This is a genomic window from Microcoleus sp. AT8-A3 (assembly GCF_036705675.1).
In the GTDB taxonomy this organism is placed as follows: Bacteria; Cyanobacteriota; Cyanobacteriia; order Cyanobacteriales; family Microcoleaceae; genus Microcoleus.
In genome coordinates, this window is the sequence record NZ_JAUBVD010000042.1 from 1 (window position 1) to 19164 (window position 19164).

Here is a 19164-nt window from a genome sequence, read left to right on the forward strand (position 1 = left end):
TTAATGAACCCTAAACATTTAAGAAATTGGTTTGCTAATTGCTGCTACTGTACCTCATAACAGCGGGAACCGCTGTACTTGTAACTTCGATCGATCCATTGTCGGTACTTTCTACCTGGTCATCTAAGTTTTTAGTGTTCATTATTTACTTTAAGTACGCCTTAAACAGGATTTAGATTCTTTTCCACGATTGAAGTTTGAGACTTTTAAGTCACACGAGTTAACGACCACAGCACTCTGCTACGAAAGCAAGGTCTTGAACCATGCTGAGTATAGTCTGAGCCAAACCCCTCGGACTGTAGTAAGACTCACTAATTGATCGGGAGCGATCGCACAACTGACAACAGGAAGAATACCCAAATCTTCAACGAATCGGGGGCAAAATTTTAGATGAAGAAAGCCCAGCTCGCTGTCGCCATCCCAAACCAACATATTCGGGAGATGGGCTGCTGCTTAAGGATGAGTTTAGGGGATCGATCGCCCATCAAACTAATAAGTTTTGTGCAAAACCCGGCCTGTACTGCGAGAATTATCACTTTTGCGCCTGCATGACAGCCAAAAAGATTATGCTAGAATCCATCAATACGCAGTCGTAGGTTGGGCACGGGCCGAGAAGAGCAATCTTCTTGCAGTCTAGGGGAGGTTGTAGGTCAGCCACCATTTGGGTCTTCCCAGTTGAAAGCCACCCTGCAACATGAGCCTGGAATCTGCAACCGCAGCCGAGTGCGGCAGATAGGTTGGGAGTGTCGCGCTAGAATAAGCAGTACGAGTTAACACTCGAACACAAACGCTCGTTGTGCGAGCGTGACCTCGAAACGGGCACATAGCAGCAGGTGATGGGAATAAATCATGTTTGAACGCTTCACAGAAAAAGCAATAAAAGTAATCATGTTGGCCCAGGAAGAAGCTCGCCGCCTGGGTCACAACTTCGTAGGGACAGAACAGATCCTCCTGGGTCTGATCGGAGAAGGAACCGGGGTTGCAGCGAAAGTCCTCAAATCAATGGGCGTCAACCTGAAAGACGCGCGCATTGAAGTGGAAAAAATCATCGGGCGCGGTTCCGGCTTCGTAGCAGTCGAAATTCCGTTCACTCCCCGCGCCAAGCGGGTTCTAGAACTATCCCTAGAAGAAGCTCGCCAACTCGGACACAATTATATAGGTACTGAACACCTGCTGCTGGGCCTGATCCGCGAAGGTGAAGGAGTAGCGGCCAGAGTCCTGGAAAATCTGGGAGTAGACTTGTCGAAAGTCCGCACCCAAGTGATTCGGATGCTGGGAGAAACCGCAGAAGTCGCAGCCCCTGGCGGCGGCGCTCGCACCAAAACCCCAACCCTCGATGAATTCGGCGCCAACCTGACTCAAATGGCGGTCGATGGCAAACTAGACCCAGTAGTCGGACGCCAAAAAGAAATCGAACGGGTAATTCAAATCCTCGGTCGCCGCACCAAAAATAACCCGGTGCTCATCGGCGAACCCGGAGTCGGTAAAACCGCGATCGCCGAAGGTCTGGCCCAGCGCATCGCTAACAACGACATCCCAGACATCCTCGAAGAAAAGCGCGTCGTTACCCTCGACATCGGCTTGCTCGTCGCTGGTACCAAATACCGGGGCGAATTTGAAGAACGCCTCAAAAAAATCATGGACGAAATCCGCACAGCGGGTAACGTGATTTTGGTGATTGACGAAGTGCACACTTTGATCGGTGCTGGTGCGGCGGAAGGCGCGATCGACGCGGCGAACATTCTCAAGCCGGCTCTGGCTAGAGGCGAACTCCAGTGTATCGGCGCTACAACTTTAGACGAGTACCGCAAGCACATCGAGCGCGATGCAGCCCTAGAACGGCGCTTCCAGCCCGTTATGGTCGGCGAACCGACTGTAGACGAGACGATCGAGATTCTCTTCGGTCTGCGGGAACGCTACGAACAGCACCACAAGCTGAAAATTTTGGACACGGCCCTGGAAGCTGCAGCCAAACTCTCACATCGGTACATCTCCGATCGCTTCCTCCCAGACAAAGCAATTGACTTGGTAGACGAAGCTGGTTCCAGAGTTCGCCTGATCAACTCCCAACTGCCCCCCGCAGCCAAAGAACTTGACAAAGAACTGCGCCAAGTCCTCAAAGATAAAGACGAAGCGGTGCGTTCTCAAGACTTTGACAAAGCCGGCGAATTGCGCGATCGAGAAATGACGATCAAAGCCGAAATTCGCGCAATTTCCCAAGCTAAAAAAACCGACTCGGCCCGCACCGGCGAAACCGACCCATCGCCAGTTGTCACCGAAGAAGACATTGCTCAAATCGTGGCAAGCTGGACGGGCGTCCCGGTCAACAAACTGACCGAATCCGAATCCGAAAAGCTGCTGCACATGGAAGATACCTTGCACCAGCGCTTGATCGGCCAGGAAGAAGCAGTGAAAGCCGTTTCCCGCGCCATCCGTCGCGCCCGCGTCGGTTTGAAAAATCCCAATCGCCCGATCGCCAGTTTCATCTTCTCCGGGCCTACCGGCGTCGGCAAAACCGAACTCACCAAAGCCCTAGCAGGCTACTTCTTCGGTTCCGAAGATGCCATGATTCGGCTGGATATGTCGGAGTACATGGAACGGCACACCGTCTCCAAACTCATCGGTTCTCCGCCTGGGTACGTCGGCTACAACGAAGGCGGCCAACTCACAGAAGCAGTCCGCCGCCGTCCTTACACCGTCGTGCTGTTCGACGAAATCGAAAAAGCCCACCCCGATGTCTTCAATATGCTGTTGCAAATATTGGAAGACGGCCGCTTAACAGATGCCAAAGGTCGCACCGTGGACTTCAAAAACACGCTGCTGATTATGACCTCAAACATCGGTTCTAAGGTGATTGAAAAAGGCGGCGGCGGTCTCGGTTTCGAGTTCAGCGACAACCAAGCCGATGCTAATTACAACCGCATTCGTTCTTTGGTTAACGAAGAACTCAAAAACTACTTCCGCCCCGAATTCCTCAACCGACTCGACGAAATTATCGTCTTCCGCCAGTTGAACAGGGAAGAAGTCAAAGAAATCGCCGTCATTATGCTCAAAGAAGTGTTCAGCCGTTTGACAGAACAGGGCATCACCCTGGAAGTGACCGAAAAATTCAAAGAACGGCTGGTAGAAGAAGGCTACAACCCCAGCTACGGAGCCCGACCCCTGCGCCGCGCCATTATGCGCTTGCTGGAAGACAGTTTGGCTGAGGAAATCCTTTCTGGCCGCATCAAAGACGGCGACACCGCTGTTGTGGATGTGGGCGAGGACGGAATTGTTAAGGTGCTGCAAGGTCAAAAGCGGGAATTGCTGCCCCAAGGCGTTGAGTAAGTTTGAGTAAGTGCGATCGCGAGTAAAGTTTTGAAATAACCAATCTCGCGATCGCAAACAACTCAAAATCCTCACATAAAAAAGGTAGAGAATTTAAATTCTCTGCCTTTTTTATGAGTTAATATCAAGATGAGAGTTATTGTATAAATCTTTGATTGATAGGGAAATCGCAGGTGCAACGCCGATGCCTTTCTAGATACTTTGCAACTTTGCAAATGCCTGCACTTCACGTCTAGTAATTAACAGCGACATACTTCAATGGTAAGCTGTACTGCATTTAAATTGTATATTTTGGGCTGGTTCGCGTGTGCAGCTAGTCATGGTTTGATGATTTGTAGAGATGCAATTTAAATGCTGAGCGAGCTTAATCAGATAATTAGTGGCAACTATTTAGCGAGGACTTTCATGACATCTGAAAAAAAGAATTTGGGTACAGAAGTAGCAGAAAATCCGCCTGAAAGCTGGTGGCAGAAAGCGTGGAAGTCACAGCGAGAAAATCTTCAGATAGTGATTATTGCTTTAAGTTTAGCAATAGTGATTCGAGCCTTGGTCGCCGAACCGCGCTACATACCCTCAGATTCTATGGTACCCACTCTGCACGTGGGCGATCGCGTCGTAGTCGAAAAAATCTCCTACTACCTCGAACCTCCAAAAACTGGCGACATCGTAGTATTTGCCCCGCCCGAAAAGTTGCAAGAACAAGGCTTTACCCAAGACCAAGCATTCATCAAGCGGGTAATTGGCTTACCGGGTCAAACAGTCGCCGTTAAAAAAGGTTTAGTTTATCTCAACGACAAACCCCTGGTCGAAAAATATATTGCCGAACCTCCTAAATACCAGTGGGGGCCTTATCGCGTTCCAGAAAATGAATACTTTGTGATGGGAGACAACCGCAACAACAGCAACGACTCCAGCAGGTGGGGATTTTTACCTAAGCAGAATATCATCGGCCGCGCTGTAGTGCGGTTTTGGCCTCTAGAACGCATCGGGGAAGTTTGAAGAAGTCATTAGTCATCAGTTATCAGTCATTAGTTATTGGTTATTGGTTGGTTGTTAGTTTGAATAACCAATAACCAACGCTTTTGGGGCCCGATGCCCTGCGCGGGCATCGGCCCTGCGCGGGCATCGGCCTCTCCTGTACGGAAATTTCTACTAATTCTTGTACCTTGAGGGGTAGGGACTTCCTCCGGCAACTGATAAAATGGTACAAAAAGCAGCGGGTTTTCTCGCCTCGATCAAAATTAGTTGAATATTAAAAAATTAGGAAAGCTATGGGATTTTTTGATTCGGAAATTGTTCAGCAAGAAGCCAAGCTGTTGTTTGAAGACTATCAATCTCTCATCAAACTAGGTGGAAATTACGGCAAATTCGATCGCGAAGGCAAGAAAATGTTCATCGCTCAGATGGAATCGATGATGGAGCGCTACCGTATTTTTATGAAGCGCTTTGAGCTGTCTGAGGACTTCATGGCTCAGATGACTGTAGAACAGTTAAAAACACAGCTCAATCAATTTGGCATCACGCCCCAGCAGATGTTTGAGCAAATGAACTCAACGCTGGAGCGGATGAAATCTGAGCTGGAAAAACAATCCTAGTGTCAGAAGGAAGAAGGAAGGCACAACACGGATGTTGATACGGATACACGGATTAATTATCGAGTGTGAGCCAGAAGCCAGAAGTCAATCGATTTTAGATTTTAGATTTTAGATTTTAGATTGAAGCATTGACCCCACGCATAAATACGTTCGGCAAGTTTCATCTGATACAGGTTTTTTATTTCTCCACGGATGAATCACGTGGCGGGTATCCTGGATTCTTTCGGTCAGAGGAGAAATAATGGGTAATTGTCAACTGCCAAGTGTCAATTGTCAACTGTCAAACACCAACTGCCAACAGTCAACAGTCAACTGACAACTGACAACTGACTGATAATTAAGGCCGCTCAAAAGATGAAGCAGGTTTGAAACTTTCTGCGGGAACTCCCTGCAAAGCTTGGCTCATAAAATCACGCCAAACAGGGGCGACAATCCCACCGCCAGTAGCACCGTAGCTCATCGGTCTATAATTGTCGTTGCCCATCCAAACAGCCACCGACAACTGGGGCACGTAACCCACAAACCAGATATCGCGTTCTGAGGAAGTTGTACCAGTTTTCCCCGCAGCCGGCCGGCCAATTTGAGCCGCCCTTGCAGTTCCGCTGGTAATTACTCCTTGCAGGGCGCTGTTGACAGATGCCGCCGCCCAGGAATTGAGAACTAATTTGGGTTTGGGCGTATTGTCGAGCAAGACGTTGCCACTGCTGTCAGTGACTTGCACGATAAACGTGGTGTCAGAATGCCAGCCGTTGTTGGCGAAGGTAGCAAAAGATCCGGCCATTTCTAAAGGAGTGAGGTCAACTGCACCCAAGGGCAAAGAAATCACCGGTTCCATCGGACTTCTGATGCCGAGCACGCGGCAAATCTCAATCACTTTATTCAATCCGACTTCTTGGCCAAGCTTGACGGCGGGAATGTTCAGAGAGACTTCCAATGCTCTGCGGATGCTGACAGCACCGGAGAAGCCGCCACCGTAGTTTTGAGGGTAGTAGTAGCCGTCGCCGTCGCGGTAGCCGACAGGGGAGTCGTAGACAACTGAATCGGGGGCGTATTTGCCGCTAGCAAAGGCAGCGTAGTAGATAAAAGGTTTAAAAGCAGATCCGGGCTGGCGGCGTGCTTGAATGGCGCGGTTGAACTGACTCTTTTCGTAATCGACGCCGCCAACCATTGCTTTGACGAAGTGGGTGCGGGGATCGACGGCGGCTAGGGCAATTTGACCTTCATCGCGATCGTAAAACAGCCCTTGGTAGTAAAGCCGATTGTGCCACGCTTTGACGGTTTCTTCGGCTATGCGCTGCATTTTGAGGTCGATCGTGGTTTGAACGCGCATTCCTCCCTTAACCACGGCATCTCGCCCAAAACGCCTTGTCAGTTCTTGGACTACGGCTTGTGTTACGTAAGGAACTTGAGAGCCGCCAAAAGAGGTAATTTTGCCTAGCTTAATTTTTTCCTGTCGGGCTGCTGTCTCTTGGGCCGGCGTAATCCATTTAAGATCCTTCATGCGGCCTAAAACGAGGGCTTGCCGCTCTTTTGCCAATTTGTAATTGACGAAAGGACTGTATTCTTCGGGGGCAGAAATTAAGCCGGCCAGCATCGCTGCTTCTGAAAGAGTCAAATTACTTGCGGATTTGTTGAAATAGCTTCGAGAGGCTGTCTCTACGCCGTACAAGTTGTGACCTAAGTAGATTTGATTCAGGTATAGTTGCAGAATTTGGTCTTTGTTGAGAATTTGCTCCAAGCGGATAGACATTACCGCTTCAGCTACCTTGCGACTAAATTTTGACTGGGGAGAGAGAAACAGGTTCTTGACTAGCTGCATAGTCATAGTCGAGCCGCCTTCAACGGTTCTACCTTTCTCTAGGTTGACCATCAGAGCTCGGGCTATCCCGCCGGGGTTGATACCTTTGTGGGTGAAGAAGTTGCTATCTTCGATCGCCAGAACAGCTCGTTTCAGGTTCGGGGAGATTTGGTCAAGGGGTACGACATCCCGGTTGGCTTCGTCGTGGATGCTGGCTAGCGGCTTGCCGTTGATGTCGTAAATGTGGGTAGTTTCTGTGGGAGAGTAGGTTTGCAAGATCCGAACATCTGGCAAATTGCGGAAGCTGATCGCTAAGCCAACCAGTCCACCAGCGACTACGGAACTGGCAAGCATTGTCATGCTGAGTATGGTTCCGGCGGTCACTTTACTGACTGACTGAACAAACTCGAATACGGGGGCTGAGTTTTCCGTGTTATTGCGGACTGCGTTGGTTGACACGTGGATTTCACTTCCTCACTCGATTTGGGGTTTAAGACTTTTAATTTTAGATGCGAAACCTAGAGACTGTCAGTCGATCGATTTTAGATTTTAGATTTTAGATTTTAGATTTTAGATTTACTCCACAGATCAATTTAGGAGTTTGAACTAGCGTCTAAAATTGTGGGATGTCGGCGACTGTTGTCGGGGCTGGTATCCGTTTTTGGGCGGGGTCAGCTAATGAAAGCCGGTCAGGTTTCGGATTATAGTAGCGTGATAGTTATGTTTTTATGCGTCAACCAGTGAGTGTAACTAATTCTGCTGCACTTTGGCAAAATATGATGAACGATCGCTCCCCGATGATAACTCCTAACCTTTCAGCGCTTTACCGCGGCATCAGCGAGATTTTTCCAGATCGACCTGATTCTAGCAACTCTGACGAAAATTTAGCCCAACTGCTGGCCCAAGTCGATCGACCCTTGCGAGTCAAACTGGGAATCGACGCCACAGGGGCGGACATTCACTTGGGACACAGCATTTGCTTCCGCAAACTGCGGGCTTTTCAGGATGCCGGTCACACAGCGGTACTGGTCATCGGAGATTTTACCGCAAGAATTGGCGATCCGACAGGGAAGTCCGAGATGCGAAGCCAGTTGACAGCCGAACAAGTGGCGGAAAATGCCAAGACTTATTTAGACCAAGTGCGTCCGATTCTAGATTTTGACACGCCCGGACGTTTGGAAATTCGCTATAACTCCGAGTGGTTGTCGAAATTGGACTTGGCGAAGATTTTGGAACTGCTGAAGACGATGACGGTGCAGCAGATGCTCGCTAAAGAGGGATTTGATAATCGGATGCAGCAGGAAAATGCGATTTATCTGCACGAGTTTCTGTACCCACTAATGCAGGGTTACGATTCGGTGGCTTTGGAGGCTGATGTGGAGTTGGGGGGAACTGACCAAAAGTTTAATATTGCGGTGGGGAGAGATTTGCAGCGGCATTTTGGGATGAAGCCGCAGTTTGGTTTGCTGATGCCGATTTTGATAGGGACTGACGGGGTGCAGAAGATGTCGAAATCTTTGGGCAATTATGTGGCTTTGTCGGAAGACCCGCTGACGATGTATTCTAAGTTGGAGAAAATTGCTGATAGTTCGATCGCCCAATATTTTGAACTATTGACAGATTTACCAATTGATGAATTGCCAGAAAATCCGCGAGAAAAACAGAAACTTTTGGCTTTGGATGTGGTGCGCCAGTATCGGGGGCAGGAAGCGGCGGAACGCGCACAACAAGATGCAATGGCGCTGGTTAAAGGTGCTGCGGGACAAGCTGATGCTGTGGCGGAGTTTTCTTTGGCAAACGTGCAGTTTCCGGCTAAGTTGTTTTATATTCTGAGTGCTAGCGGGCTTTGTAAAAGCAGCGGTGATGCGCGGAAGTTGATGCAGGGGGGCGGGGTGAAGTTGGAGGGCGATAAAGTTTCTGATGTTAATCTTACTTTTGAATCACCTGCTGATTTATGCGGTAAGGTTTTGCAAGTCGGGAAAAATAAGTTTGTGCGATTGGTGTCTTGAATAGACATCTCCAATAATTATTGTGGAACAGGCATCTTGCCTGTTCAAAGCAGGCAATTATTGCGATGACTAATCTATTTTTTTAACCGCAGATGAATACTGAAGATGAACGCTGATGAACGCTGATAATCGAATTATTGTTGCTTTGGATGTTTCGAGTCAAGAAGAGGCGATCGCGCTTCTGGACAAACTGCCGCAAGTATCTTTCTGGAAAGTGGGTTTGGAACTGTTTGTGAGTTCCGGGCCGGGGATTTTGGAAATTTTAAAACAACGGGAAAAGCGGATTTTTCTCGATTTGAAGTTTCACGATATCCCGAATACTGTGGCTGGTGCTTGTCGGGCTGCTGCTAAGTATAATGTGGATTTATTGACTATCCATTCTACTTGTGGTAAAGATGCTTTGAAAGCGGCACAGTTGGCTTTGACTGAAGGGGCGGCGGCTGTGGATAAACCGAGTCCTAAGTTGATTGCTATTACCCTGTTAACGAGTTTGAATTCGCGACAGTTGGCTTTTGAGTTAAAAATACCTTTGGAGTTGCCGGAATATGCTTTGCACATGGCATTGTTGGCTAAGGAAACTGGTTTAGCTGGGGCTGTTTGTTCTCCGCAAGAAGTGGAACAGTTAAGAATGAGTTGCGGGGATGATTTTGTGTTAGTTTGTCCCGGTGTGCGTCCGAAATGGGCTGAGGGAGGCGATCAAAAAAGATCGATGACTCCGAAGGCGGCTTTGAAAGCTGGTGCGGATTATCTGGTGATTGGGCGCCCGATTACTGCTGCGTCTGATCCAGTGGCGGCTTTTGCACGTATTTGTGAAGAGTTGGAGTAACAATATGAATGTTGTTTTTAACTCACATCTTGCACCATTCTCAAGAACAGGCAAGATGCCTGTTCCACAAGAAAATTCACTCTTTGTGGAACAGGCATCTTGCCTGTTCATAAAAGGCTTATTGAGAATGGTGCAACATCTCAGTTTTAACCGCCGATAAACGCCGATGAACGCCAATGGAATTTTATCTGCGTTCATCTGTGTTTATCTGCTGATATCTGCGGTTGCAACTCCGACTTTGGCTGCTAATGTTGTCACAAATGCCGATCGCACTATAAACGCAAGTGGGTATGGTTGGTTAGCGCGATCGCCCTGTCCCGCTGATTTAGAAACTTTGGTCGATCGCCTGTTGCAAGATTTGCCGAGTTATGCTAATCGCGTAATTGTGCGATCGCACTTTTCTCCTAACACTAACACACCGCCCGGTTACGCGCTGCCTCAAATAATTTTAGCCGGCCGCCCGGAGTTTGAACCGCTACCTTTGAATTTTGAAGATGCGCTTCCTGAAAATGCCAGTCAAGTTTTCATTACTACTTTGGAACGGCAGTATCGCGGGGGAAAACGAGTTGAAATTGAGCAATATCATTGGTTATTTTTCACTAAAACGGAGAACGGGTGGGAATTAGTGAAAATTGTTTCTAGGTATGATACCGTGGCGGCTGTTAGTCCGTTGTTGCGGCCACAGGGGGAGAAAAGCGAAATTGCTGAGGCGATTCGTTTGTGGCTGCGCGATTGTCAGGCAAAGCCATAGCTTTCGCTGGTTCCGATGATTTTTTTTACACTTAAAAATAGCCTCTTGACAGCACGTCATCTTCGTCTAGTTCATCTTTACCAATCATCCCTTCAATCTCACTTAAAAATCTCATAAAAACTTCCGGTGCAAAGGGGTTGTTATCGAGATGGTTGACAAAATAATCTTTATTTTTCTTTCTTCCCTCTACCGTACTAAAAGCACTTCTTATATTAGACGATAAGCGTTTTGCTTTTCTCAAAATTAGTATCTCATCAATAGCTGTGAGTGATGAGCTAATCGGCGACATATCAAGCCACTCACATAGCAAGAAATACTTGGCTCCTGGTACACTCAATTTTACATCCAGGGCAGTTGCTGCGCCCTCTTGAAACATGGTTTTATCAAGATTTGTTTTACACTCAGCCGCAACATAAGCAATATTTGCCTCACGGGAGGTAGTCTCCTTAAAATCTTGGTTATGAGAGGCTTTTAGGAATATTTTTCTACTAATCGCAAAATCTTGATCCTTGGCTCGAATACTCATCCCGCCGCCTTTTGGACTGAGTTTTAAACTTGACTCAAATCGTAGTGATGAAAAACACTGTGTTGGGCCAAAGGATAATTCTTTGTCCTTTAATGAATCTGCAAAGACGGTTGTAACTAAGATAGGTATAAATTCTTCAATAATTGAGTTGTCAAGTTTTAATTGCCCTTTTTGACGGTACAAAAAATCATTGTCACTGTCAAAAATTAGTTCAACGTCAATGTATCGCTTATAGGAGGTTAGATGGGATACCATCTCTGGAACAACTTTCAGATCATCCCCCCTGATGTTTTTAAGCGTTTCCAACCATTTTTTGTAGTATTCGATTGCTTGATTAACACGCCGTTTATCTGTAGGAGGTAATTTCACGTTATCAAGTAATGCTGCTAGTTTGTCCCCATGTGGTTGAGCTAAATTAAACATAATTTTCTGCTTTTGGGTTGAGTATTTCAATGGTTTTTCGTGAACGCTGCAGATCGAAATAAGGTGAGGGCTGTACTGTGGCAGCCTTATCGATAGCATCCTTGATTTCATCTTTTACTTGTTCATTGGCTACGGAATAAGCAGATATTAAAGCTTCTATAGAAAGAGTTCTGGCTTGATGTATGGCAAAATAATACTGTAAGTCTTCTCTTTTTGTAAAGTGTAGTATATCTTCTTTGATAATTTTTCCATAACGATTTACAAAACTTCTTTCTTGACGGATATCTAAGCTAATCCCCAAGACTTGACGAGCAACTTCTGCAACTAACTCCCCATTTAAAAAAGGCGTTCCTCTAATATTTGATTCTTTACCTAGTACAAATATTATTCTACTGTTAGGGCTGCATATTCTTAACAATTCTTGCAAAGTATAGGCGATGTCTAAGCAATATTGAATGACAGTTAGAAATCTATTACTTCTATGCTTGCGATTAGAACCAAACTCTGATTTTGCCACCTCTAAAATTTTCCAATTTAGTGCTTCAGTAGAACCGCGATACTGCTGATGATAGTTAAATACATTGATATAAGGGGGGGAGGTAATCACAAGATTGACGCTGGAGTTTTGTAAGGGAACGTGTCTTGCATCGGCATTGTAGGCATTTATCGGCTTTTTACTATAGGGTAGTTTAAGGACAAAAGTAGCGATATTTTCCGCAAGTGTAAAAACTCTTGATTTGGTAAGTTTTTTGTTTTCTAAGTCTAGCAATATCACTAATACTTCATGTAAAATATTAAGGAAGTTTTCTTCATCATCAACGGCTACATCTACGATTTTATCTATTAAATCATTAGGTGTAAGTTCTTTTTGTATTGTTTGGAAGAGTGGCATTCTCTCCCATATCTCTGTTTTTAGTTGAGCGAGAAAACAATTGATACATTTTTCACGCTTTCCGGGTGAAATAGTGATGAATTTATAAGTGTTAGCTAGGATTAAAGCTGCTGGATTGATTTCTGTTCCGCAGGCTTCCACTCCGAATCTTCCTGCCTCATATAAAACTGTTCCACTACCTAAAAATGGATCAAAAATAACACTATTTTTAGTTGCGTATTTATCAATCAAAGTTTGGACGAACTGGGGTGAAAATTGCCCTTTCCAAGGAAGTGGATTAGTACGTTGTTTATCTTCAATGTCTAATAGTTCTTGAGGAATTTCTTGTCTATTGATAGGAGTTTCACTAAAAATACTAGAGACAACCATAATTCGGATTTTTACTACGGGGCGTGAATTTATGAATGGAAAGCGGGAACTTGTTTTGTAGATGGCAGGTAAAAATCAGAGATTGTTGGTGAAACCCGTCCCCTACTAATTGCACATGAAAATTAATTATAATTTTTCGGTGGGTGGGGGCGGGTTTTAAGATTGTGGGTAAAAATCCGAGATTGTGCCTCAAACCCGCCTACAAATCAACAAGAAAAATTGATTAGACTTGCTCTTTGAATTCATCCAATTTAGCCTTGATTAGTTGCATATCTTGCCACATATACCATTTTGGAGTTTCCGGTTCGCGGGAGGGGTTTCGCAACAAGTACGACGGGTGAAAAATTGGCATACACAAACGATTTTCCCATTCAATCCATTGACCTCTAATTTTACTAATGGGTCGCTTGTCGCTTAGCAAACCTTTGAGGGCTGTTGCACCGGTTAATAAAATAATTTTGGGGTCTAAGATGCGGATTTGTTCGAGCAAGTAAGGTTTGCAAGCTTCGATTTCTTTTGCTGTCGGAGGGCGGTTGTTGGGAGGGCGACATTTGATGACGTTGGCAATGAATACGTCGGTTTCTGCACTCAATCCCACGGATTCTAAAATCTTATCTAACAGTTTGCCCGATCGCCCGACGAAGGGCAATCCGGTTTCGTCTTCGTTTTGTCCGGGCGCTTCTCCCACAATCAAAATTGAGGCTTGAGGATTGCCGCGCCCGATGACGGCGTGAGTGCGGCTGTTGCCCAATTCGCAGCGGTAGCAGCGGTTGCAGTGCTCGGCGATTTGTTCCATATTTTGATAAGTGCCGGGAGGGATGGGAATTTTGGCATTTGCTGGTATTGAGTCTGTTTGGAAAGTGGCACTTTGATTGTTGTCAAAAAGGCTGAGTTGCAAGTCGCTGGACATACATTTTACAATTAGGGAGATTTTTTCGAGCCTAGAGTTTATAGTTTAGATCGGGTTGTGTGATTTGAGATTGGCTAGAAGCTTGTGTGCGATGCTGTCGATTCCCTACGGGATAGCTACGCACGCGCGCACAATCTCCAATTAACACTCGCAGAATCTCCAATTGTTTGGTTGAGCTCGTACAGGCAAAAATATGTTCTCTAACCCGTTTTTTGACGATCGCGCCGATGCAGGCGAAAAACTGGCCGAGGCAGTTGTGGACGAGTTCGGCAAGTTGAGTTTAATGACACAGAAGGCGGTGAAACCGATTGTTTACGCCTTGCCGCGCGGGGGTTTGCCCGTTGCTGTGCCGATTGCGCGCCGCTTGGGCTGTCCTTTGGATGTGGTTGTTGCCAAGAAAATTACTCGCCCAGATAATTTAGAATTGGCGATCGGGGCTGCAACTGCTGATGGTCATGTCCTCTGGGAAAAGCAAAAGCAGCACAATTTACGCTTGCAAAAATCAGCATTGCCCGTGGCTCAAAATAATGCTCAATCTCTGCTGGCAGACTTGTCTCCGGGACGCCCAAATATCAGTGCGGCGGGGGCTTTGGCGATTGTGGTAGATGACGGCATTGCGACGGGGATGACAATGGCTGTGGCGGCTAAGGCTTTGCAGTCGCAGCAACCGGCGGCTTTGTGGATTTGCGCGCCTGTCGCCCCGGCAGATTTGATGGGATTTTTGGCCCAAATGGGCGATAAGGCGATCGTCTTGGAGACTCCTCACCCTTTTTACAGTGTCAGCCGCTTTTATGGGCAATTTCCGCAGGTTGAGACGGCGGAGGCTTTAAGGTGTTTGCAGGAACAAACAGAATGGCGATCGTAGGTTAAGCTAGAAGGCTAAATCCAAAAGCTCGATCGCTAACACATGAGACCTTGGCAATATTGGTTGGACACTTTAATTCTGTCTACTCAGCACAATCCGCCTCGCTTTGTTGAGTTGGTGATGTTGACTTTGGCGATGATTTTGCTCGGGCTGTGGAGTGTAACATTGCAGTGGCAATATTTAACGCTGTCTCTGAGTTATATAATTGGTTCGTCTTTTTCAATTTTGGTGCGGGAATCGATCGGCCCACGGCCTCAATTTCAGCTAACTCACCTAACAGCCTTGTTGTTATTAATTATCAGTTTTTATAGTTTTGCTGAACTGATGAGATAGTTAAGGCCGTTTTGATTTGTAGACGCGGGTTTGACAATGTGATTGCGAAGGTGGTGAAGCAATTGCATAATATCAAATCCGTTAGCATCGGAATTACATCTCTCTGTTCTCTTCCTCTGCGTTCTCTGCGTACTCTGCGGTTTAATCATTCCAATGCAACCGGAATTGATATAACTTATATAGCAATCCTCAGCGGGTTTTGAACTAGATGTTTTTTTGAACGAACCGCGAAGACGCGAAGAAAGAGAAGAGAAGATCGAGAGTTCACCAATAATTAGCCATCATCCTACATTCTAATGGGATTGATGTAAAATTATGCGGTTCCCGGCAGGATCGAAGGCATAGATTTCTAGACCGTGAGAAGCTTTGATAATTTCTCCGCTGGGCGGATAACCTAAAGCCCAAATTCGGGCGATCGCAGTTTCGATATCGCTGACTTCCAAACACAAACTCATGCCTGTTTTTGCTCGATTTGCAAATTCCGATTTGTGGGAATCTTTGGGTTTGAAGATGCCGAGTCTTAAGCCGTTGAGTTGAAATTCCGCATAAGTATTGGGAATGTAAGGGTTTGGTTCTATGTCGAGAAATTTTGTATAAAATTTAACGAGAACTTCTTTATCAAGGTCTGCTAAAGTCACTAGGGCGGCGCTGTATTGGAAACTCATATAAATTGGCACTGCGTAGTTGGTGATGGGGAATTGATAATATTATAACTTTCTATCTATTTAAAATCCTCCAATTCGTCCGAGTATTTGGATTTTACCTTGTCGATCGCTTTTGAGAATCACAGCTTCGCCACTTTGCGGTACAATATCAGTAATCGCGGTAATATTTACTTGATGAGTTACCAGAATAATCGCGCCTTTTGTGTTGCGATTATCAACAATTAATTTGCGGATTGTCGCTGTTTGTCTGGCTTCTGTGCTGCTGTCCCTAAAGAACGAGTTCAGCGCTGGGAAGGGTTCGACTTTGCCTAACTTTATCAATTTTGCTGTTTCCAAACACCTACACCACTGACTCGATAAAACTCTGGCAACTTTGATGTTGCGGTTGCGAAATTCGGCTCCAATTTGCTTGGCTTGGGTTTGTCCCTGTGCTGATAAATTGCGCTGGGTGGAACAGTCGCCTAACTTAAAGTTAGCAGGATCTCCCGTACCTGGGGCGATCGCGTGTCGCATTGCTACCACCAACCCTGTCTCATCCCGCTGCAACAATTGCCACCCTGCTTGAGTTTGGGCGTTGGTTGCTGCGTCAGAACTTGCAGTTGCAATCATTAAGCCGATCGACAATACTAAAGCTAGCGACCGGAAAAACCATTTCCAGTTAAGGTAAATCCGTGCAGCCATTGTTGCAGAAGTTAGGAATTAACTTATCATATTATAATACAACAAATATTGCTCTATGGAACTCACCAATTTTATTGCTCTGTCTGTCATTATTGCCCTTGTGCTGGGGATTGGGTTTGGAACAATGACTTGGGCTTACTTCGGCAAGGGCAGCATTTCTGTAATATTTAAAGAACCAATTTTAAATTCCCCAGAATTTCCCGATACCGACAGTGGCAGCAAAGCTTCCGTTTATTTTCAACAAGGAATTGAGGCTTATCAGTCGGGAAAGTACCGCAAAGCCAAAGATAAATTTAGCAGCGCTGTAGAACAAGTTTCAACTTTGGCAGAAGCTTACCACAATCGCGGCTTAGCTTTTGCAAATTTGCGATCGGATGACGAGGCTGTTGCAGATTTGATCCGTGCCAGCGAATTATACCAACAGCAGGAGGCTGGATTTGCGATCGACACGATTAAACAAAATCTGGCAGCCTTGAAGCAGCGCAAATTAGAACGAGAAAAACAAAAAGCAGTAGCGAGATAAATTATTATGTTCAACCAGTTGGACTCAACTCACACCTAGATTTGAGGTCTGAAAAACCCGGTTTCTTGAGTGTGGTTGGGAGAAACCGGGTTTGTTTACATAATTTTTATTAAAGTTGAAAATCAAGATTTAACCTTCTCCTTCTCAACTAAATTGTTCTGGTATCTTCTATTTGGTCGATTTTAGCAATCATCATTTCTCGGCTAGGTGCCACAACTCGATAATTAGTAATGGGATCGTAAGCTTCCCATTCTTGAGTCACTTCGCTGTCTTGCCACAAAAACCATTCCCGGTAAATTTCGCCGTCATCAATGTCGCCGCACAAGGGAAGCCAATCATCTCCTCCCAAGCTCTCAAAATCTCCTCCTACTAAGTCAATCCAAGCTGTAAGGATACAAGAGTCAATAACATTATTATTAACAGTGACTGCGTTAGAGTGAAGAGAAGTTTCGGGAAAACAAAGTGTGGATTTCATAAGCTGTACCTGAATGTTATGTTATTAATTTATAAAAAAATCTTCTACGGCAGTGAAAGCAGAATGCCACTATCCTAACCTCCACAGTTCCCACCTCGAAAAACCTTGACACCCAAAGCGCTCAAATGCCTCTGCTGTAAGACTTGAGACCGCTTTGAGTCAAGTCGCTACAGAGGCTAAATTGAGCCACTTTGCCAACTGGCATAGAAGAAAGCCCGATCGACCAAATATTGTTGGCGAAGGAGCTCGCGCATTAAGGAGCGAAGACAGCGCGACTGCCAATTGTATACTGGGTAAGTTGGCGAGTTTCCGTACAGTTTTTGTGGTAAAATTAGCAGTAACCGGACTTTCGTACCGACAGCCTGGTTTGGTCAAAAGCTTTGCAACGAGCTTTCCAACGGTGGTGCGATCGCCAGTTTTGATTTATTGTTAATTTTGCCAAGTCCCGATCGACTGTTAGGGGGAAAAAATTATGCAAGCAACCAACCAAGAAGGAATTATCAATCTGACAATCCACTATACCAACGGCAAACAGCAACACTTCCAGTTCATTGCGCCAGAGGGAACAGTAGGAGAGCAAGCAACTTTAGGCACTCGCCTGCACAAAATGTTGACGGCAGACCCGATAATTCTCGAATTGGCAGATAAACTGGTAGTTATCCCAGTTCACAACATACAAAGTATTGAAATATCGCCGGTTCCTCCCAAATTGCCAGAGGGTGTGCTTTACCCAATGCGAGAAATCAAGAAATAGCTAAGGTGTTCTGCATCTAAATTAAACTGCAAAGGCGGGCTGAAACCCATGTCATGCCGAGTTTGAATAAGCATAAATGTGTACCCATTAAAGGCGCAAGAAGTTATTACAAATAACGATAAACATAAAAAAAATGTTGCTGGTTGTGAAACCAGTTACGAAAAAAAATGCAACAGTAGACAAGCTCCCAACCCTTATATTGTCACTCATGCCCAATCTAAAATCTAAAATCTAAAATCTAAAATAGTATGACGATATATGTGGCGTGAGTGAGGGGAATAATTGCAGATTTCGCAGACTTTAACTTACCAAAAAAAATGCTAGAACTCCACTGTCACACAACTTATTCCGATGGCACTCTCACTCCTGCCGAACTCGTAGCCGCGGCCGCTTCATCGGGGGTTCGCGCCTTGGCTGTCACGGATCACGATACGATGTCGGGTTGGGATGAAGCCTTCGCCGCTGCTGCTTTGCACGGTATTGAAATAGTCCCCGGACTAGAACTCAGCACCGTTCACAACGGCCGTTCCCTGCACATTTTAGGTTTTTATCCTGATGCAAATAAGTTGCGCGTTCCTTTGAACGATCGCCTGGAAGGAAGGTTTCGCCGATCGCAGGAAATGGTCGAAAAATTAGCAGCAATGGGATACGCGATCGAACTGCCAAAAACATCGCCAGGAATGGCACCGGGAAGGCCTCACATTGCCTCTGCACTTGTAAAAGCAGGTCACGCGAAATCATCGCGGGAAGCATTCGATCGCTGGCTGGGAGATGACGGCCCGGCTTATGTGCATTACGAGAAATTCTCGATCGTCGAAGGCATTGATTTATTGCGAAGTTGCGGCGCAGTACCAGTTTGGGCTCACCCTTATTTATTTCGCGGCGGCGGTGTTGAAGAAGTTTTACAAGAATTAGTAGATGCTGGTTTAATGGGAGTTGAAGTATACCATCCCACCCACAGTTCTAGCCAAATCCAAAAGTTAAAAGATTTGTGTCTTCATTACGGTTTGCTAGCAACTGGTGGCAGCGATTATCACGGCCCCGATCCGGAAAGGAAAGCCGCAGATAGCACCCAATTGAATATGCTGCATTTGCCGTTAGAATTACTCGAACCGATTAAAGTTGCTGCGGCGAGTTTGAAATAGTTTTTTAGGACTCATATTTTACACCATTCTCAATTAGGCTTTTATGAACAGGCTTTTCGGCCTGTTCCACAAGAAAATTTATCTTTTGTGGAACGGGCCGGAGAGCCCGTTCTTGAGAATGGTGCAACATCTCAGTTATGACGAATTTGGCCGACGTATTCAGTGGTAAAAAAAAGGAAGCCTTCGCTTTGTGAGTGAGTAATTTGCACAAAGTAAATCATCAGCAGAAGACCGAGGTCAAGCAGAATATAAATTAATATGAAGTTAAAGGCAATTGCAGGTGAGTTAATTTTACAA

19 protein-coding genes are annotated in these 19164 nt (G+C 45.8%); 12 read left to right on the top strand and 7 right to left on the bottom strand.

Features of this window, described 5'->3' with window-relative positions; genetic code table 11:
- The first annotated feature begins 849 nt into the window (after positions 1-849).
- The 3 genes from QUB51_RS21475 to QUB51_RS21485 all read left to right on the top strand — a co-directional run bounded on the left by QUB51_RS21475 (position 850) and on the right by QUB51_RS21485 (position 4922).
- A complete protein-coding gene (locus QUB51_RS21475) occupies positions 850-3327 on the top strand; it encodes an ATP-dependent Clp protease ATP-binding subunit (RefSeq protein ID WP_333263270.1) in 2478 nt (825 codons plus the stop codon).
- A gap of 405 nt (positions 3328-3732) precedes the next feature.
- The gene (lepB, locus tag QUB51_RS21480; RefSeq protein ID WP_333055946.1) at positions 3733-4326 is read left to right on the top strand and encodes a signal peptidase I; all 594 of its coding nucleotides are present in this window, start codon (positions 3733-3735) and stop codon (positions 4324-4326) included.
- 272 nt (positions 4327-4598) lie between these two features.
- Positions 4599-4922: a DUF1825 family protein gene (locus QUB51_RS21485; RefSeq protein ID WP_006632589.1), complete on the top strand. Its 324-nt coding sequence runs from the start codon at positions 4599-4601 to the stop codon at positions 4920-4922.
- Positions 4923-5259: 337 nt separating this feature from the next.
- Here QUB51_RS21485 and QUB51_RS21490 read toward each other — a convergent pair whose 3' ends face one another.
- Complete coding sequence (locus QUB51_RS21490; RefSeq protein ID WP_333055945.1) at positions 5260-7179, bottom strand: transglycosylase domain-containing protein; 1920 nt, start codon at positions 7177-7179, stop codon at positions 5260-5262.
- A gap of 317 nt (positions 7180-7496) precedes the next feature.
- On the opposite strand from QUB51_RS21490, the gene tyrS reads away from it, so the two are divergent.
- The 3 genes from tyrS to QUB51_RS21505 all read left to right on the top strand — a co-directional run bounded on the left by tyrS (position 7497) and on the right by QUB51_RS21505 (position 10306).
- Positions 7497-8729, top strand: a complete 1233-nt coding sequence (tyrS, locus tag QUB51_RS21495) for a tyrosine--tRNA ligase (protein WP_333263276.1) — start codon at positions 7497-7499, stop codon at positions 8727-8729.
- Between the two features lie 115 nt (positions 8730-8844).
- Complete coding sequence (gene pyrF / locus QUB51_RS21500; protein WP_333263266.1) at positions 8845-9555, top strand: orotidine-5'-phosphate decarboxylase; 711 nt, start codon at positions 8845-8847, stop codon at positions 9553-9555.
- A gap of 166 nt (positions 9556-9721) precedes the next feature.
- Positions 9722-10306 carry a hypothetical protein gene (locus tag QUB51_RS21505; protein WP_333208100.1) on the top strand — a complete coding sequence of 195 codons (585 nt, stop codon included), beginning with the start codon at positions 9722-9724 and terminating at the stop codon, positions 10304-10306.
- Positions 10307-10337: 31 nt separating this feature from the next.
- Here the strand turns inward: QUB51_RS21505 and QUB51_RS21510 are convergent, their stop codons facing one another.
- The 3 genes from QUB51_RS21510 to QUB51_RS21520 form a co-directional block, all read right to left on the bottom strand.
- A complete protein-coding gene (locus QUB51_RS21510; protein WP_333263263.1) occupies positions 10338-11255 on the bottom strand; it encodes a Bpu10I family restriction endonuclease in 918 nt (305 codons plus the stop codon).
- Entirely contained in the window at positions 11248-12516 is a 1269-nt protein-coding gene (locus QUB51_RS21515) for a DNA methyltransferase (RefSeq protein ID WP_333055941.1), read from the bottom strand. The genes QUB51_RS21510 and QUB51_RS21515 overlap by 8 nt, the downstream gene beginning before the upstream one ends.
- Positions 12517-12739: 223 nt before the next feature.
- Positions 12740-13426: a uracil-DNA glycosylase gene (locus QUB51_RS21520; protein WP_333055940.1), complete on the bottom strand. Its 687-nt coding sequence runs from the start codon at positions 13424-13426 to the stop codon at positions 12740-12742.
- Between the two features lie 193 nt (positions 13427-13619).
- Here QUB51_RS21520 and QUB51_RS21525 point away from each other — a divergent pair, with 193 nt between their 5' ends.
- Together QUB51_RS21525 and QUB51_RS21530 are read left to right on the top strand one after the other, a co-directional pair.
- Positions 13620-14291, top strand: coding sequence for a phosphoribosyltransferase family protein (locus QUB51_RS21525; protein WP_333055939.1), 672 nt, complete (start codon positions 13620-13622; stop codon positions 14289-14291).
- Positions 14292-14354: 63 nt separating this feature from the next.
- Positions 14355-14624: a hypothetical protein gene (locus QUB51_RS21530; protein WP_445251563.1), complete on the top strand. Its 270-nt coding sequence runs from the start codon at positions 14355-14357 to the stop codon at positions 14622-14624.
- Positions 14625-14917: 293 nt separating this feature from the next.
- Here QUB51_RS21530 and QUB51_RS21535 read toward each other — a convergent pair whose 3' ends face one another.
- Positions 14918-15289, bottom strand: a complete 372-nt coding sequence (locus QUB51_RS21535; RefSeq protein ID WP_333055937.1) for a VOC family protein — start codon at positions 15287-15289, stop codon at positions 14918-14920.
- Positions 15290-15349: 60 nt separating this feature from the next.
- Positions 15350-15970, bottom strand: a complete 621-nt coding sequence (locus QUB51_RS21540) for a histidine phosphatase family protein (protein WP_333055936.1) — start codon at positions 15968-15970, stop codon at positions 15350-15352.
- 55 nt (positions 15971-16025) lie between these two features.
- On the opposite strand from QUB51_RS21540, the gene QUB51_RS21545 reads away from it, so the two are divergent.
- Positions 16026-16493: a hypothetical protein gene (locus QUB51_RS21545; RefSeq protein ID WP_333055935.1), complete on the top strand. Its 468-nt coding sequence runs from the start codon at positions 16026-16028 to the stop codon at positions 16491-16493.
- Positions 16494-16641: 148 nt separating this feature from the next.
- Here the strand turns inward: QUB51_RS21545 and QUB51_RS21550 are convergent, their stop codons facing one another.
- A complete protein-coding gene (locus tag QUB51_RS21550; RefSeq protein ID WP_333055934.1) occupies positions 16642-16968 on the bottom strand; it encodes a hypothetical protein in 327 nt (108 codons plus the stop codon).
- A gap of 154 nt (positions 16969-17122) precedes the next feature.
- On the opposite strand from QUB51_RS21550, the gene QUB51_RS21555 reads away from it, so the two are divergent.
- The 3 genes from QUB51_RS21555 to QUB51_RS21565 all read left to right on the top strand — a co-directional run bounded on the left by QUB51_RS21555 (position 17123) and on the right by QUB51_RS21565 (position 18867).
- Entirely contained in the window at positions 17123-17401 is a 279-nt protein-coding gene (locus QUB51_RS21555) for a hypothetical protein (RefSeq protein ID WP_333208105.1), read from the top strand.
- A gap of 39 nt (positions 17402-17440) precedes the next feature.
- The gene (locus QUB51_RS21560; RefSeq protein WP_333082156.1) at positions 17441-17722 is read left to right on the top strand and encodes a hypothetical protein; all 282 of its coding nucleotides are present in this window, start codon (positions 17441-17443) and stop codon (positions 17720-17722) included.
- A 317-nt stretch (positions 17723-18039) separates the two neighbouring features.
- Entirely contained in the window at positions 18040-18867 is an 828-nt protein-coding gene (locus tag QUB51_RS21565; protein ID WP_333055932.1) for a PHP domain-containing protein, read from the top strand.
- Positions 18868-19164 lie beyond the last annotated feature (297 nt).